Annotated in this window: 12 protein-coding genes; 4 read left to right on the forward strand and 8 right to left on the reverse strand. The window is 34.0% G+C overall.

Annotated elements, in window-relative coordinates; translation table 11 throughout:
• Positions 1–7: 7 nt before the first annotated feature.
• From B4N66_RS06050 to B4N66_RS06075, 6 genes are all read right to left on the reverse strand, one after another.
• Complete coding sequence (locus B4N66_RS06050; protein WP_291093157.1) at positions 8–2,002, reverse strand: putative porin; 1,995 nt, start codon at positions 2,000–2,002, stop codon at positions 8–10.
• 93 nt (positions 2,003–2,095) lie between these two features.
• Positions 2,096–4,993 carry a S8 family serine peptidase gene (locus B4N66_RS06055; protein ID WP_291093158.1) on the reverse strand — a complete coding sequence of 966 codons (2,898 nt, stop codon included), beginning with the start codon at positions 4,991–4,993 and terminating at the stop codon, positions 2,096–2,098.
• Between the two features lie 74 nt (positions 4,994–5,067).
• The gene (locus tag B4N66_RS06060; RefSeq protein WP_291093160.1) at positions 5,068–5,898 is read right to left on the reverse strand and encodes a hypothetical protein; all 831 of its coding nucleotides are present in this window, start codon (positions 5,896–5,898) and stop codon (positions 5,068–5,070) included.
• 5 nt (positions 5,899–5,903) lie between these two features.
• Positions 5,904–6,731, reverse strand: coding sequence for a hypothetical protein (locus B4N66_RS06065; RefSeq protein WP_291093161.1), 828 nt, complete (start codon positions 6,729–6,731; stop codon positions 5,904–5,906).
• Positions 6,732–6,749: 18 nt separating this feature from the next.
• Positions 6,750–8,141: a RagB/SusD family nutrient uptake outer membrane protein gene (locus tag B4N66_RS06070; RefSeq protein ID WP_291093163.1), complete on the reverse strand. Its 1,392-nt coding sequence runs from the start codon at positions 8,139–8,141 to the stop codon at positions 6,750–6,752.
• Positions 8,142–8,154: 13 nt separating this feature from the next.
• Complete coding sequence (locus B4N66_RS06075; protein WP_291093165.1) at positions 8,155–11,268, reverse strand: SusC/RagA family TonB-linked outer membrane protein; 3,114 nt, start codon at positions 11,266–11,268, stop codon at positions 8,155–8,157.
• Positions 11,269–11,463: 195 nt separating this feature from the next.
• Here B4N66_RS06075 and B4N66_RS06080 point away from each other — a divergent pair, with 195 nt between their 5' ends.
• Complete coding sequence (locus tag B4N66_RS06080) at positions 11,464–12,063, forward strand: ribonuclease HII (protein ID WP_291093167.1); 600 nt, start codon at positions 11,464–11,466, stop codon at positions 12,061–12,063.
• 159 nt (positions 12,064–12,222) lie between these two features.
• Here the strand turns inward: B4N66_RS06080 and lipB are convergent, their stop codons facing one another.
• Positions 12,223–12,963 (reverse strand): lipoyl(octanoyl) transferase LipB, encoded by a 741-nt coding sequence (gene lipB / locus B4N66_RS06085; protein ID WP_291093169.1) that lies wholly within the window; start codon positions 12,961–12,963, stop codon positions 12,223–12,225.
• Between the two features lie 288 nt (positions 12,964–13,251).
• On the opposite strand from lipB, the gene lysS reads away from it, so the two are divergent.
• The 3 genes from lysS to B4N66_RS06100 all read left to right on the forward strand — a co-directional run bounded on the left by lysS (position 13,252) and on the right by B4N66_RS06100 (position 16,003).
• Positions 13,252–14,943: a lysine--tRNA ligase gene (gene lysS / locus B4N66_RS06090; RefSeq protein ID WP_291093171.1), complete on the forward strand. Its 1,692-nt coding sequence runs from the start codon at positions 13,252–13,254 to the stop codon at positions 14,941–14,943.
• A gap of 146 nt (positions 14,944–15,089) precedes the next feature.
• Complete coding sequence (locus B4N66_RS06095; RefSeq protein WP_291093173.1) at positions 15,090–15,554, forward strand: DUF4890 domain-containing protein; 465 nt, start codon at positions 15,090–15,092, stop codon at positions 15,552–15,554.
• Positions 15,555–15,631: 77 nt separating this feature from the next.
• Positions 15,632–16,003: a hypothetical protein gene (locus B4N66_RS06100; protein ID WP_291093174.1), complete on the forward strand. Its 372-nt coding sequence runs from the start codon at positions 15,632–15,634 to the stop codon at positions 16,001–16,003.
• Positions 16,004–16,034: 31 nt separating this feature from the next.
• On the opposite strand, the gene hemL is transcribed toward B4N66_RS06100, so the two are convergent.
• A complete protein-coding gene (hemL, locus tag B4N66_RS06105; RefSeq protein WP_291093175.1) occupies positions 16,035–17,324 on the reverse strand; it encodes a glutamate-1-semialdehyde 2,1-aminomutase in 1,290 nt (429 codons plus the stop codon).
• Between the last annotated feature and the right edge of the window lie 8 nt (positions 17,325–17,332).

Below are 17,332 nucleotides of genomic sequence, written 5' to 3' on the forward strand. Positions count from 1 at the left end.
CCGCTTCTTATAAAAAGAAATTCCATTCCATTCCGAACCGAACAATAAAGTCGCGGTAGGGATTATTTGGTGCGGAATAGTAGTTGAACCCAGTCATTGCGGCATTGAAATGTTCTGCTTTGAGATAGATTCGAGCAGTTTTTATTTTGGCGTTGATGAAGAAATCGACCATTGGAAAATTGCCAATTTCTTGTGTGTTTTGAACATAAAAATCGGCTATCACCGGATTATAATCATTTGCTTTGTATTTGCTGAAATAGTTGACCGTTACGCCGGTTTGCAGAAATAATGCTTTTTTGAAGAAATGTCCGGTGAAGTATAAAGTACTTCGAAGTGTGAGTTCGGGTACGTTTAAAATATCATTTTGTTGATCAACTTTTTGGTAAAGAACGGTGTTATCGAAACCTAATTTCCAGAATTTCAAGTCTTTTCCTGCTTTAATACTAAGGTAATTTATGGTTTGATCGTATTGTTTTGGAGTAACTAAAAGTTGATCTTGTGGTGCTTCGTCTTGACTAAAATAGAGATAATCGTTGAGTGTCGTGAGTTGAAGTGCAGCATCTATCCATTGGGTTTTTGCGGTTACTTCGATGTTATTAATTTTTTCGTTTTTGAAATTATTTACCCAATTATAATTGACATAACTACTTTGAAACAGCGAAAATGTATGGTTTGGCAATCGGTTTAGGTTTTGATAACGTAAATCGATGCTGTTTTTTTCGTTGTAATTAAAAATTAATTTTCCATCAAGATTTGACAAACTTTGATCTGTGATGGAAGTTGAATAACTGAATTTTCCATTCCATTTGTTTTTTTGATAAGTATATTGGCCGCCAACGGATTGAATTTCGTCGTTCAAATTGCTTGGAATCAATTGATCTCCTTGCACAATTGCTCTGTTGTAATAATAATTGAATCTGAAATCTTCTATAAAAAACTGAAATTCTCCGAGTAATTTGTTCTCATACAACGCTCCAATTTTATTGTACATTCGGTTATAACGTGTTTCATCATTGATGTTGCTCAATACATAAGAGTCGCCGAAACGGTTAAAAACCCTATTTCCTTCATCTGAAATAATAGTAGTTGCAACGGTTGCTTGTTTGTAATTGTAAAACTTATGTTCGTAATTGATTTGGTGGTGCAAGTACAAATTATTTTGCGAATCATTTTTATTTATCCGAAAATAATGATCGTAGAAATAGCGATTGCCCTTTAAAAATGTTTCTGCATTATTAAGATAAACTTGTAAACGAATGCGATCTTTAAAATCTTCTTCTCCACCTTCAAAATCTTCAATGTTAACAATTCCGCCATTTTCTCCATTCAGAATATCCTGAGCGGTGAAATGAGCTTTGAGTTGATACCGTTTATTTTCTGTTTGATAACTGGTAGTGAAACGAAAATTTCCGGTACTCGAAAGTTGGTTTGTATATTTTCCTAATGAACGAAGTCCTTTATAAGCAATTGAAAAATTGAGTCTTTCAGATGTATTTAATGTAATGAATGCATCTAGATTTTGCCCTTGTTCCATTACGGTTTTAAAATACAACTCTGTTAAAGGAGTTGGAACATGATAATAGTTTATTTCACTTGCTTTTAGAAAATTGAAATGTTTACCACTAAAACCGATTTCCGGATAGGGATTAAATTGATTGATTCCAAAATCTAATGTATTGTACGTCTGTCCTTCGTTGGCAAATTGTTGTAATCCGAAATTATCTTTACGAAGGTAGTTGTATTTGTATTCTTTTTGAATGGTTAAGGAAGTGTCATAATGAGTGGTGTCTCGCTCGATAGTTATGATTTTATATTCGGATATTTCAGCAACAGATTTATAAACTTTATCGTTTGGCGAAGTTGTATTGTTTTTTCTTAGCGTATCACTATTAATATTCAACATATTATCAGAAGATAATTTTCTCTTTTTTATAGTAGTGTCAACCTGTGCAAAAGCATGGCTGCATAGAAACATAAAAAGGAGATAATATACTATTTTCATTTTAATTAAATTATGCTCAAATAAACTAAAAAACACTTTCAAAAGAAAGTGCTTTTTAATTTTTATACTATTTTTAATATCAAACGTATTGAATTAGTTAACAATTACCTTTTTAGTTGATGTTTTGGCACCATCAATACATTTAACAAAATACAGTCCTTTAGAATGTGATGACAAATCGAGAATTGATTTAGATTCAACTGGGTTAGTTTGTAAAATTACTCTTCCTTGAATATCATAGACCTGAATTAATCTTTCTGAAGATTCAAAATTGTATTCTACATTGAAAATTCCGTTTGATGGGTTTGGGTAGATGAAAACTGAGTTTTGAGAAAAATCATTAAGCCCTAAACTTTGTTCAGCTCTACAGAAATTTAATGAAAAGCTATTAACCTGTCCTCCATTATTTATAATTCCGTCTCTAACAATTAACTTCCACTCTCCTGTTACAGATTTATTGTTAAGGTAAGATAATTGATCAACAGGACTAAATGTTCCAGAAATTGCAGGAGAGGCAGTACTACATGTAATATCACTACCACCATCATTTACGGTAGCATTAATATCAGGAAAATCGCCACAACTTTGATCGATTAAAAGAATAAGAGGACTTCCAATTGAAGCCGGTCCTTCTAAAAAAACTTTAAGTTCTTGCACGGAAGTGTGAGAAACATTGAAATTAACTGAGACATCACCAATAATAAAACTATCTGATATAGTAATTGGAATAATTGCTTCAGAAAAACTTGTTGCACTTAAAGAACTGTTCGAAAAATTTGTAGCAGTATAACTATTATCACAAATTAAATTAGCAGTTTTGAAGAAACCTGTGTTATTACTTTCTCCTTGTCCACATAAATTTATTGGTAAAACTCTCCAATAATAAGATTGATTAGGAGATAGACTTTCAACTAAATATGACGTTGATTCTACAACTTGATCTATTAATAGAGTTTGAAAATCTGCATTTTGAGAAACTTGTAGTCTATAAGATGTTGCATTTGAGTTTTCATTCCATGAAAATTCAGAATTTGGGGAAACATTATTGGAATTACTTAAAGGATACAACAAATCCATATTTTCAAAATCATCATTAAAAACTTTTAAAGTCAAATTTATAATTTTTTCTTCTTGACCTTTCGTGGCAACAACATTAATATAATATTCACCAGCTGGCACATTTGTAAGATTAGAGACAGTCATAACTACAATTGTTTCAACTACAACTGTTTGTTCACTAAAAGATACTGTCGCCCCCGAAGGTAAATTTGTTGCCTGCAAGCTTACATTAGAAAAATCTACATTTTTAAAATCTAAATTATAAACTGCATTTTCGTTAGAACAAACTTCTTCAACTGAATTCAAAGGCAAAAGTGAAAATGTGGCATCTATACCACTAACAATCAACGAAAAATTTTGCAAATTATTCTGTAATGTTCCTTTATGAGTAATTGTTATAGTATATTCCTCTTGAATAGGAGAATCGATTAAAACACTTTCTACATTATCAACATTATTATCACCATTTCTGACAGCTTGTAATGAAGGATTAGATTGTAATTTCCAAGGAAAAAAAGTCTGAGAATCATTAGTTATTCTTACATCCAAATCGTTAACTAAAGCAGGAATTGTACTATTAAGAACACCATTAATTGCATTTCCTGCAGGATCAGTCCAACAAACAGTAGCTTTAAATGGTTCATTCGCATTTGCTTTGAATGTATAGGTTATAGTTTGACCCTGATTAATATTTCCTTCTATTATTGAAGCACTTAATCCGTTATATAGAATTAACTCGGCAGCTTTCTTAGAGTTCATTAAACCCCATCCAAAAACCGCATCTGGCCCTGGATTACCTGCATCATCAGCTGTATGACAAACAAGCCCCTTTAAAGTAGCTGCTTTCATATATCTATTATTTTCTCTTTCAAAATACTCTTGTAAAAGTATTAAAGAGCCTGAAACATTTGGAGCAGACATTGAAGTTCCTGAAAGAGTTAAATAACTCGAATTTGTTGCGTCACCCGCTGATAAAAGTCCTGAACCTTGACCGGCAATATCTGGCTTAATTCTTCTATCATCTGCCGGACCTTGGCTACTTCCAGAATTAATTGCTACACTCACAAGGTTTCCACTTGCATCAATAGTAGCTTGTTGAGTGTTTGCAATGACTAAATTATTTTTTGAAACTTTATTACCTGTAAGTTTATCAAAACCAGCCGCAAGTGGTGATGGATTATTATCCGAACCATTATTTCCTGCAGATGCAACCATTAAATAATAGGGTAAATTAAAAGCTACTTCATCCCAATCTCTTGCGTCATTTGAATAAGCCCCCATATACCAAGAAGGTGAATTTTGGAGTGGTACCCCATAAGAATGATTTGATACAAGCATTCCTGATTGTGCTTGCGATATGACTTCCGAGATATCATTAAACCAATCAAAACCTTTGATAGTAGCCAAAGGTGCCATACCTTTAGCTGCCGGATTAACACCGGTAGCACCTATTGTTCCAGCAACGTGCGTAGCATGAAAACTATTACTATTTAAAGCAAATGTACCATCTCCTATTGAGGCACGGCTTCCAAATTCAACATGAGTTGTTCTCATTGGCCCGCCATCCCATACACCAACAGTAAGACCTGAACCTAACAAATTATATGTAGTATTTAAATAATTTGTTCTTGTGGTAGCTGCAGCTGTAGTATTATTGTCTATAGAATAATATTTCAATTGATTCTCACCAATTAAACCTACGAGTTGATCTTCAAATCCATTACTATTTAGAATATTCTTTGAAACACCCAAACTATCAGCAAGTCTAATAGCTTTTTGTATTTCGTTTAAATAACTTATTTCATACTGCTGCTTTAATTCATTTAATTTTTTAGTATCATAAGAACTTAAAACTTTAGAACGACTTGATTCCTGAGAAAAAATAGACACAGAAAAAAAGAGGAAAGATAAAAACACGTAAAACTTTTTCATATATTTTATTTTAAAAAACAAAAATAAAAAAAAAGCTGTCTAAAAGACAGCTTTTTAACTTTATTTTTATCTAATTAATTTGGAGTTAAAGTTACATCCACTTGAAAAGGATTTGTAAACAACCCTTGACTTAGTCTGTAAGTAATAACCTTTGTACAAGGATCATATGTCCCTGAACCGCCTGGATATCTGTTTGGAAAAGCTGGATCATTGATTCCAACAACTGTTACCGAGTTATCAGCATTGATGGTTAAAAACCCAGGATATAAAAAAGTATTCAAGGCAGGGTTTCCAGTTAACAAAGGTACCAATCCTGCTCCCCAAAGAGTGCTATATTGGAATGTATTTGTTGAACCCGGAACAGCAGTAATTGTTGGAGACCAATTTTCAAAAGCAGGAGCCCCATCAATTGTAGCTTGCGAAGACCCAGTATAGCTCGTAGAAAATTGATTTGAACAAATTTTGATTCTCTTAACTATAGGTTTTAAAGCAGTACCTTCTTCTGTTAACCCAACAGTAACATTAGATCTTGAAGTAGCTGTTAAAGTTACATCAAATTCAATAGTTTCTGCAAGTGAAGAACCTAGAAGATTCATTACAATATTAGATTCTACGTTACCATCAAATCTAACAACATTATCAGCAGATACAACACCTGTTGTAGAACCAACAATGTTTGTTATCGAATAAGTAACCTCTAAACCATCTGTGTTAACTGGTGCAGAAAGCTTTACAGGTACTGAAATAGTACCACCTTCACTAAACAAAACATTAACAGTACTAGCATTTCTAAATTGAACCCACCCACTTTGAGGATCATTAGCAAACCTTCCATTATCATCTTCAGAACAAGATGTGAATATTCCTGAGGTTAATAGAACAGCAAATATCAGTATTTTTTTCATAATCTCTATTGTTTAGTAAATTTATAAGTTGTTTGCACAGCAGGACCACAATCCCCAGTTACATCATTTGTAAATGTCATAAAAAAGACACTGTCATCTTCTGCATCAAAAGTTTCAGGGGTAGTTGCTGGACCGAAAAACAAACCAGCAGCAGTACATTGACAAGTACTTGGTTGGTTAGCTCTAACGATAACATTACCACACAATAAGTTGAAGAAAAAATTTCTATCAGGATTACAATAATTTGGATAATTCTTTGTACTGAAAACTCTTTCAGTTGTAGGTGAAGCTGGCACTACATGCTTTAACTCAATAACCGTGTTATGACTTAAAGTTGGACCATCTACAAAAGGAGTCATTTCTTCAATTAAATAATTACCAATGAACTTAGTTGGATCAACTGGACAACTTTGAAAAACACTCACTTCATGATTAGCTTCAGAAATAGAAACAGTATCGTCATTCACCGAAACTATTCTAAGAATAATTAATTCCGGTGTTGTTTCTGCTGTTTCATCAACACCATTAATTGTCAACGTCCCTGAATATTCATTTGCAGGAATAACAACAGTTGTTGGCATGGAATAATTTAAAGGATCTGCTGTTGAAGATTCTAAAATTTCAATTGTAACTGTTCTATCAACAGAAGATAAAGAACTACTGTTAATTGAGATGTTAACTTGACCTTCTCCATCCAAAACGATAGGTAAACTTGAACTAGATGTTCCAAAGTATACTAAACCTATTCCATTAGGATTATAGACCGCTGCTTCATTCTTACTACACGAGTAAAAAAGAAACGAAAAAAGCAATAACGCAATAATTTTTTTCATATGAACAATATTTTTTTATTAATAAACAGGATTTTGAATCATTGAAGTATTTGTATCAACCTCTTGTTGAGGTATAGGTAACACAAATCTATGATCAGTAATTCCAACTTCACATGGAACAGATCCGCCGCAATCTAGAGGATTTCTAACAATACCAGTATTAGTATCAAAACGAAGTCGTTTTAAATCAACGTAACGGTGACCTTCATAACCCAATTCAAGATTTCTTTCAGCCAAAATTGCTACAGCTGCTTGAGCCATATTTGCATATACATCTAAACCAGGTTCAGTACCAGCAACATAACGATTATCTCTCAATACTTTTATAGTTTGAGCTGCATCTCCAAAATTCCCAAGACGAGCTTGAGCTTCAGCTTTGATAAGATACATTTCTGATATTCTCATGTTTTTCTCTTGATTAAAAAACAAAAGACCACTACTTCCTGGATATTTATTAATCAAATGGAAATCATTGGCAGGATCACTATTTGCCTGATCAAATAAAACATTAGTTCTTACATCATTAGGATCTAAAGCATTGTACATCTTATTAGACATTTCCATAAAAGCTCCACCGGTTCCTGTAAAATACCAAGTTCCACCCATGAAAACCTCTGCATTAGTACGTAATCTTGAAAAAATGATTTCAGCAGTACTAGTATCATCAAAAATACTAGCATATTCTGAAGCTGTTGCTAGAGGAACTTCATCTATTAATAGTTGAGCACTTGCTAAAGCTTGTGAATAGCTACCAGTAAATAAATACAATTTTGCTCTAACAAACTCTAAGAAATTATCAGTGGCAAAGTTAAGACTTGTATTAGAAATTTTAGTACCTGCAACATCCAAATCAGCTAAAATTCCATCACGTACTTCTTGAACAGTATTTCTAGGTAAACCCTGATCAGTAACAATATCTACGTAAGGCACTGCTAAAGAAGTTAAATCAGTAGGATCAACTGTGTAATGATTTAATAAATCTAAATGACACAAAGCTCTGATCGCATAACACTGTCCAACAATGTTATTGTATCTAACCAACTCACTAGCATCAGGTGTAATACCTTCTGCTGCTGCAATAATTCTGTTTGCACGTGCAATAACTGCATAATGACCATTCCAAACGGCATTAGCATTAGCTTCTCCAGATTCTAAAACTTGGTTATACAAATTAACTTGCTGACCTCCGTTATCACGACCAATTTTAGATTCATCAGTAAAAATAGAACTAAATGTTATAATGTTTCTTTGTGTATAAAAAGAAAACACACCATTTAAACCAAGATTTAAATCATCAACCGTTCTATAAGCAGTATCAGATACCAATGAGTCATTAGGTAATCTATCAAGACTATCTTCACAAGAGTAAAAAGTAATTACTAAAGTGAGTAATAAGATTATTTTTTTCATTTTCATTTTTTTTTTATAAATTAATATCTACACCAAAAGTAAACTGACGAGGAGTAGGATAATCAAAGAAGTTTGTTGACTGATTTGATTCAGGATCGAAACCTCTGTATTTTGTCCAAGTAAACATATTCTGTGCTTGAACATATAAACGCACAGAACTAAAGTATTTAGAATCTTGGAATTTGTTTCCATCTAATATATACGCCAACGTTATATTTCTAAGTCTTAAATAAGAAGCATCTTCTAAGTATCTGTCTGTATTTTGAAGTCTTATACTTGGGAAATTAACACTTGGAATACTAGTGATATCGCCTGGTTGTTGCCATGCATCTAACATCGTAGTTGATTGATTAGCAAAACCTGCCAAACTAACGTCTTCAATAATTGCTAATGAACTATTTAAACGGTATTGTTCCGCAGCAAATGAGAATAATGTAGACAATTGGAATCCTTTGTAAGAAGCATTCAAACCAAATCCACCTGTATACTTAGGAATAAATGATTTTCCTGAACTTACTCTATCATCTAAACTATAAACATTGGTAACATTTCCATCAATATCTAGATACAATGGTTGACCATTTGACGGATCTGCTCCTAAATAACGTACAGTATTATAGGTTCCAAATGCCTCACCAACTTGTAAACGAGTTGCTCCAGTTCCTTGAAAATCAGAAAGACCATCCAACTGTAAAATTTCGTTTTTATTATAAGATCCATTAAAAAACACATCAACAGTTAAATCTGATTTTTTAATTAAACCATAATTAAGCTGCAACTCTATACCTTTGTTAGACATTTCACCAATGTTTTTATTCACGGCTCCAAATCCGGTAGAAGTTGGTAATTGTGTTAAGAAAAATAAATCTTCTGTTTGTTTGTCATACACATCCACAGAACCTGTTAAACGGTTAAACAAACCAAAATCTAAACCAATGTTAGCTTGCTTTGTAGTTTCCCACTTCAAGTTACTATCAGCAATACCAGGGAAATAAGCTTGGTTTGCACCATATCCGTCACCGCCGGCAATAGTTTCATAACCAACATAGAAACCTCCTACACCTTGATTACCTGTTGTACCATAACTAGCTCTCAATTTCAAATCTGAAAAAACTTTAGAATTCTCCATGAATTTTTCACTAGAAATGTTCCATCTCGCAGAAGCTGACCAAAATGTTCCCCATCTGTTTTCTTCTAAGAATCTAGATGAAGCATCTCTTCTTGCTGATAATTGAATTCCATATTTATCTGTATAATTATAGTTTAATACTCCGAAGTAACTAAAAATAGCTAACTCATTGTTTGAACTAAAAGCATTTGGTGCATATATTGCTTGACCACCTTCTAAAAGATTTCCTGCTGTAAAACCAGAACCAGAACCAACTAAGGCAGGATTTAAACCATAAGCTTGATAACCAGCAGTTCTTATGCTATTGTAATAATATTCTGAAAATATAGAAGCTTCTAAATTATGCTTCTCTTTAAACGTTTTTTGGTAAGTCAAGAATGTATTGATATTGAAACCTGCATCTCTAGCAAAACTTTCAAATTGTGTACCTTTATTTACTGAAGTTTGAGCAGGAGTCAAATCTCCTCTAATACTCAAAGGATGTGTAATAAAAAGTGACTCAATATTTGTATAATCAACCCCAAGAGATCCTCCAAACTTTACATCTGGTAAAATTTTATAATCAGCGTTAATTTGTCCAACTGCTTTTAATTCATTTTCATCATCTGTATTAAATCGTGCAGTATTCAAAGCTAGATAAGGCGTATTTTGAAATCCATTAGCATTAGAAATATTGTATGCACCTTGTGAGCCATCTGGATTTGTATTATAAGCTCCTGATAACTGAGTACCAATGATATTTATACTTCCGTCAGGATTGTAAGGAGACTGATAAGGCATACCTAAATAAGGAACAATAAATGGATTATCTAACTCTCCACCTGTATTACCCCCACCAACTCTGTTACGGTCAACAACAAAACTATTTTTACTGTAGTTAAACGTTAAGTTATAAGCAAAACGAAATTTATCATTCGGCTTTAACTCAAGGTTAGTTCTAAAAGTAAATCTTTTTAAATCACTATTCAAAGTAATACCTTCTTGTTCAAAATAACCAATAGACGTAAACGATCTCGAAACATCATTTCCAGATGAGATATTTAACTCATGCGAGGTAGTTGTTCCTTGTCTGAAGAAAATATCAGACCAGTTAGTATTAGTTTGTCTAGATATAGCAGCAATCTCAGTATCTGTTAATGGACCGGTACCTATAATTGAACCAGAACTACCCGTAGCACCATATCCCGCACCTAAAACATCTCTTTGCCAAGTTAAGTATTGTGAAGCATTCATCACCTCAAACTGAGGATCCGGCTCTAACGAAATACCAAACATAGATCTATATTGAACTTTAAGCCCAGAATTATATTTACCTTTCTTAGTAGTAATTACAATAACACCAGCAGCACCTCTACTTCCATAAAGAACGGTAGCGGAAGCATCTTTTAAAACACTCATTGTTTCGATGTCATTTGCATTAATACTTCTAAAGTTATTTGCATCAATAGGCACACCATCCAAAACATATAATGGATCTCTAGTTCCACTCAAAGAAGAAGTTCCACGAATCCTTACCGAAGCACTTTGACCTGGCTGACCTGAACCTGTAGATACTGTCATACCCGCAACATTACCTTGTAAGATTTGATCTAAAGATGCAATTGGCACCTGCTCAATCGATTTGGCACTTACAACAGAAACAGCAGATGCAAGTTCACTCTTTTTAGAAGAACCATAAGCAACCACTACTACTTCGTCAAGTGCTGTATCGTTCACTAAAGCAATATTAACTGTATTTGAAGTCGCAACAGTTACATTTTGAGTTTTCATACCTACATATGAAAATTCCAAAACCTCACCTGCTTTTGCTTGGATAGAATACTTTCCATCAAAATCAGTTGAAGTACCCCTTGAAGTTCCTTTCACAAGAACTGTTGCACCAGGAAGAGGTAAGCCACTTTCTGTTACTACACCTGTGATAGTTTTCTCTTGAGCATAAGAAAACTGAATAAAAAACGCCACTAAAAGCGTAAAAATCCATTTAAATTTCGATCTCATATTAAATTTATTTGAGTTAGTTATTCCGCAAACTTCTTAATAATTTCTTAAATAAACAAATATTACTTCGGAATAATATTTTTATTTTTGTTAAAAATTCTGCAGAAACTGTTAACCTACTCTGTAAGCTACACTTTAGATACTTAATAAATGAAATGGTTGCGTTCATTTCAATATTAAATTTAAATTATTTTTATGTTAAATTTTAGACTTTCTCAATTCGTCATAGAATCAGGCACAGATGAAGCCGGACGTGGATGCCTTGCCGGCCCAGTAACAGCAGCCGCAGTTATACTACCCGAAGGCTTTTCTCTTCCATTACTCAACGACTCTAAGCAACTTTCAGAAAAAATTAGAGAAAAACTCAGACCTATTATAGAAGAAAAGGCAATTTCTTTCAGTTACACTCACCTTGAACCAATCATAATTGACAAAATAAATATACTCAATGCATCTATTCAAGCTATGCAGGAAAGTATTATGAAGTTAAATCCTACACCACAGTATATAATTGTAGACGGAAATCGGTTTAAACCACTCAACGACATTCCATACACTTGCATTGTTAAAGGTGACAGCAAATTCATGAGTATTGCAGCTGCATCTATTTTAGCCAAAACCTACCGAGATGATTATATGAATAAAATTCATGAAGAATTTCCAATGTATAACTGGAAAAAAAATAAAGGCTACCCAACTAAAGAACATCGGGAAGCTATTGCAAAATACGGTACAACAAAATACCACCGACTGAGTTTTCGCTTATTACCCGAACAATTGAAATTGGATTTTTAGATTGTTGGATTTTTAGATTGTTAGATAGAAAATAAATTTCCTAAATTTTTTATATTATTTAAATCTGTGTTCAAAAAAAAATTAAAAAAGCTTCATCCGCTTTAATCCATTTTAAGCAAAGCGAATCCAAACTAAAGAATCCGCGAGAATCTATTACATCTATAAAATCCGTGTTCCATTCAAAGAACTACTCAAAACAGCAGATTTAAACTCACACTCAAAAAGCTCCTCAAAATGTTTCAAAATTTTCGCTTTCACTTCTTCCTCATCCACTTTTTCCAAACCTAATTCCACTTGCAAAGAAGTTACTGCTTTCCCCCGAATACCGCACGGAATAATATTATCAAAATAACCCAAATCTGCATTCACATTCAAAGCAAAACCGTGCATAGTTACCCAACGGGAAGCACGAACACCCATTGCACAAATTTTTCTGGCAAATGGTGTTCCCACATCCAACCAAACTCCGGTTTCACCCGGACTACGTTCTGTCTTCAAACCATATTCTGCCAAAGTCAAAATAATCGTTTCTTCCAATAAACGCAAATACTTATGAATATCTGTAAAAAAATTTTCTAAATCCAAAATCGGATAACCCACAATCTGTCCCGGCCCGTGATACGTAATATCACCGCCGCGATTTATTTTATAAAAAGTCGCTCCTTTATCCGCCAACTGTTTTTCGCTTAAAAGCAAATTACTAAAATCGCCACTCTTCCCCAATGTATAAACGTGCGGATGCTCCACAAACAAAAAATAATTTGGCGTTTCCAAATTTGCTTCCTCTCTCCTATTCCGAATTTTCAAATCAACCACATCCTTAAATAATTCCTCCTGAAAATCCCACGTTTCCTTATAATCTTTCGACCCCAAATCCTCCACCAAAACAACTTTATTCATAATCGTAAAATAAAATACAAAAATACAATTTATACCTTAATATATATACTTCATTTTTTCAGAAGCGAATGGCTCGGGCTTTTTCAGCCATCCTTGTTCCCGCTTTCGCCTTTAGTCCCGCTAAAAAAGCGGGAGCTACCGGCTCAATCGGGGCTAAAGAGTTATTCATATAAAAATCCCATTTCAAAAATCATTCATTCTAAAAATCGAAAAATCCAACAATCCAAAAATCCACCAATCAAACAATCCAAAAATTCCCTATATTTGCACGCTTAAAAAATCGATGCTATGCAACTTTCGGAACAAGAAATTATCAGAAGAGAAAAACTCAACGGACTTCGTCAGTTAGGAATAAATCCCTATCCTGCCGATTTATTTCCTGTAGACCACACTTCCAAACAAGTAAAAGAAAATTTTGAAGAAGGAAAAAAGGTTATCATTTCCGGAAGAATCATGAGCGTTCGCGACCAAGGAAAAGCGTGTTTCGCCGAATTGCAAGACAGTGACGGACGAATTCAACTTTATTTGAATCGTGACGTACTTTGTCCTGACGAAGACAAAACCCTATACAACCAAGTTTTCAAAAAACTAACCGATTTAGGCGATTTTGTTGGAATCGAAGGCGAATTATTCACCACAAAAGTTGGTGCACAATGTGTTCGCGTAGATAAATTTACTTTTCTAAGCAAAACATTACGACCATTACCCTTACCAAAAACAGACGAAGACGGAATCGTTCACGACGCATTTAACGATGCCGAACTTCGCTACCGTATGCGTTATGTTGATTTAGTCGTAAATCCGCACGTAAAAGAGGTTTTCGTAAAACGAACAAAACTTTTCAATGCGATGCGAACGTTTTTTAACGACAAAGGCTACTTTGAAGTGGAAACCCCAATTTTACAATCCATTCCCGGCGGAGCAGCTGCTCGTCCGTTTATGACGCACCACAATAGTTTAGACATTCCATTATATATGCGAATTGCCAACGAATTATACCTCAAAAGGCTTATCGTTGGTGGATTTGACGGTGTTTATGAATTCTCCAAAAACTTCCGAAACGAAGGAATGGACAGAACCCACAATCCGGAATTCACCGCCATGGAAATTTACGTAGCCTACAAAGACTACAATTGGATGATGGAATTCACCGAAAATCTATTAGAATATTGTGCTACTCACGTCAACGGAACAACTAATGCAACGTTTGGCGAACATACTATCAATTTCAAAGCTCCCTACGCACGAGTGACGATGACCGATGCCATCATTCAATTTACCGGATTTGATATTTCCGGAAAATCAGAAGAAGAAATCAGAACCGCTGCTTTACAAATGGGAATTCCTGTAGATGAAACAATGGGCAAAGGAAAACTAATTGATGAAATTTTCGGAGCAAAATGTGAAGGAAATTTTATTCAACCCACTTTCATCACCGATTATCCGAAAGAAATGAGTCCGCTTTGCAAAGAACACCGAACAAATCCCGAACTTACAGAGCGTTTTGAATTAATGGTTTGTGGTAAAGAAGTTGCCAATGCTTACTCTGAATTAAATGATCCAATTGATCAACGCGAACGCTTTGAGGCTCAATTAAAATTAGCCGATCGTGGCGATGATGAGGCGATGTTCATCGACAACGACTTCTTGAGAGCTTTAGAATACGGAATGCCCCCAACATCCGGTTTAGGAATCGGAATGGATCGATTAATTATGTTTTTAACCAATAATCAATCGATTCAAGAAGTACTTTTCTTCCCGCAAATGCGACCTGAGAAAAAACAAGTGGAACTAACCGACGATGAAAAAGTAATTATCGAAATATTAAAAGCATCTAATAATTTGCCGCTTTCAGAATTAAAAGACAAAACGGCCTTGAGTGGAAAAAAATGGGATGCTGCTATGAAAGGTTTAGCTAAACACAATTTAGTAAAAGTAAATGTTGACGGAGATTCTAAAACAGTTGAATTTAAAGGCTAAATCAATCTAAAATACAAAATTTAATCCCGACCAATGTGTCGGGATTTTTGTTATATTAAAGTTTTAATACGTTAAAAATATCCTATTCATTAAACCTTTTGAAAATGAGCATGTCTTACTACAATAATCATTAAAAAATAAATAAAATGAAAAATGTAATTGTAACGTTTGTAATGTTATTTGGATTGATAACATTCGCACAAGAAAAACAAGTTCAAAAAGCAGACAGAAAAGCTAAAATGGAGAACAGAGAAAGCCTTTCTCCCGACCAACAAGCTGAACTGCAAGTTAAAAAAATGACACTTAATTTGGATTTAAACGCAAATCAGCAAGCTGAAGTTAAAAAGATTCTTTTAAATCAAGCAAAAAAAAGAGAAGCAAAAAAAGCGGAATGGAAAGCAAACAAAGAAGCTGGAAAATCACTAAGTAAGGACGAAAAATTTGCTATGAAAAATCAAATGTTAGATGAGCAAATTGCCATGAAAGCTGAGATGAAAAAAATTCTTACAGCAGATCAATTTGCAAAATGGGAAGCTAAGCAAGCTGAAAGAAAAGATAAAATGCAAGATAGAAGAGAATCAAAAGGAAAAAAACTAAAAGAACGCAAATAAATTTCAAGATAATATTTTGTTAATTAGGCATTTTGATTTATATTCGCCTATTAACTAATCAAATAATTAACTTTATCATGAAAAAAATTGTTTCTATAGTAGTACTAATGGTTGCTTTTAGCTTTTCTGCAAATGCTCAATCAAATTTGAAAATGGAATCTGATTCGAATTCGAAAGATCAAAACGTTAAAGAAATGGCTTACGCTGAGTTGAGAGAACTTTCGTCCGTTGTTGAATTAACACCTGAATTAAAAAATGATTTTCTTACCTTGTTCATAATGAGAAATGAAGCCATAAATAATGCAAAATCTCATGAAGAAAAAGCAGCAGTTTATGAGCGATTTGGTCAAAAACTTCTAAGCGGTTTAAGCGAACAACAAGCAATGAAATTAAAAGAAAATAAAGAGTTATATAATAAGTTAACGAATATAAAATACGCTAAACAATAAAAAAATCCCGGTTTAAAAACCGGGATTTTTTTTATAATAACTTTTTGGAAACCTTATCAATGGTATTTATTGTAAAATCTAAGTCGTGATAAGATAACGCATCAGTGATAAACCAAGTTTCATAGGCTGACGGAGCAATATAAATTCCCTCATTTAAGAGTCCGTGAAAGAACTGCTTAAACAATTCATTATCTCCTCCCTTAGCAGTTTCAAAATCAATTACAGGAGTTTCATTAAAATGTACAGAAATCATTGAACCTACCCTATTTACTGTATAAACAACACTGTTTTGAGATAAAACCCTTCGAATTCCATTTTCCAAATAGGCCGTCTTTTGATCTAATCGTTGAAAAATTTCGACATCTGTATTGAGTTCTGTTAACATAGCTAAACCCGCAGCCATAGCCAAAGGATTTCCGGATAGAGTCCCAGCCTGATAAACCGGTCCTAATGGAGCCAAAAAATTCATTATTTCATTTCTTGCCGCAAATGCACCCACAGGTAATCCGCCGCCAATTACTTTTCCAAAACAAACAATATCGGCTCTAATTCCATATAGTTCTTGGGCTCCACCTCTTGCAAGTCTGAATCCGGTCATTACTTCATCAAAAATGAGTAATGTTCCGTTTTCATCACACAAGTTTCTCAAACCTTCTAAAAAGCCGCTTTGTGGTGGAATACAACCCATATTACCGGCAACGGGTTCAATAATTATAGCAGCAATCTCATTTTTATTGTTTTCAAATAATTCTCTAACATTCTCAAGATTATTATATTTCGCTAACAATGTATCTTTTGCAGTTCCTTGCGTAACACCAGGGCTGTTTGGAATACCGAATGTACTGGCTCCACTTCCTGCCTGAATTAGAAAAGAATCGGAATGACCATGGTAACAACCGGCAAATTTGATGATCTTATCTTTTTTGGTATATCCGCGTGCGAGACGAATAGCACTCATACATGCTTCTGTTCCTGAATTTACGAAACGGATTTTATCAATGTTAGGCACCATAGAAACGGCTAGTTCTGCTATTTGAGTTTCCAATTCGGTTGGCATTCCAAAGGAAGTTCCTAGTTTTGCTCTTTCCGTGATGGCTTTTATTACCGGTTCATGAGCGTGACCAAGAATCATTGGTCCCCAAGAATTTATGTAATCGATGAGCTTATTATTATCTTCATCAAATAAATAGGCTCCTTTGGCACTTTTTACAAAAATTGGTGTTCCTCCAACTCCTTTGAATGCTCTTACTGGAGAATTTACTCCACCGGGAATTACTTTTTCAGCCTCAGCAAACAACTTGCTGCTTCTTTGATATTGCATTGGTAAAT

Source organism: Flavobacterium sp. UBA2787, assembly GCA_002352205.1.
Taxonomy (GTDB): domain Bacteria; phylum Bacteroidota; class Bacteroidia; order Flavobacteriales; family Flavobacteriaceae; genus Flavobacterium.

Coding starts and splice junctions, on each gene's coding strand:
- hemL (WP_291093175.1), bottom strand. CDS start 17,324: ATGCAATATCAAAGAAGCAGCAAGTTGTTTGCTGAGGCTGAAAAAGTA.
- B4N66_RS06095 (WP_291093173.1), top strand. CDS start 15,090: ATGAAAAATGTAATTGTAACGTTTGTAATGTTATTTGGATTGATAACA.
- lipB (WP_291093169.1), bottom strand. CDS start 12,963: ATGAATAAAGTTGTTTTGGTGGAGGATTTGGGGTCGAAAGATTATAAG.
- lysS (WP_291093171.1), top strand. CDS start 13,252: ATGCAACTTTCGGAACAAGAAATTATCAGAAGAGAAAAACTCAACGGA.
- B4N66_RS06100 (WP_291093174.1), top strand. CDS start 15,632: ATGAAAAAAATTGTTTCTATAGTAGTACTAATGGTTGCTTTTAGCTTT.
- B4N66_RS06070 (WP_291093163.1), bottom strand. CDS start 8,141: ATGAAAAAAATAATCTTATTACTCACTTTAGTAATTACTTTTTACTCT.
- B4N66_RS06075 (WP_291093165.1), bottom strand. CDS start 11,268: ATGAGATCGAAATTTAAATGGATTTTTACGCTTTTAGTGGCGTTTTTT.
- B4N66_RS06060 (WP_291093160.1), bottom strand. CDS start 5,898: ATGAAAAAAATACTGATATTTGCTGTTCTATTAACCTCAGGAATATTC.
- B4N66_RS06055 (WP_291093158.1), bottom strand. CDS start 4,993: ATGAAAAAGTTTTACGTGTTTTTATCTTTCCTCTTTTTTTCTGTGTCT.
- B4N66_RS06080 (WP_291093167.1), top strand. CDS start 11,464: ATGTTAAATTTTAGACTTTCTCAATTCGTCATAGAATCAGGCACAGAT.
- B4N66_RS06050 (WP_291093157.1), bottom strand. CDS start 2,002: ATGAAAATAGTATATTATCTCCTTTTTATGTTTCTATGCAGCCATGCT.
- B4N66_RS06065 (WP_291093161.1), bottom strand. CDS start 6,731: ATGAAAAAAATTATTGCGTTATTGCTTTTTTCGTTTCTTTTTTACTCG.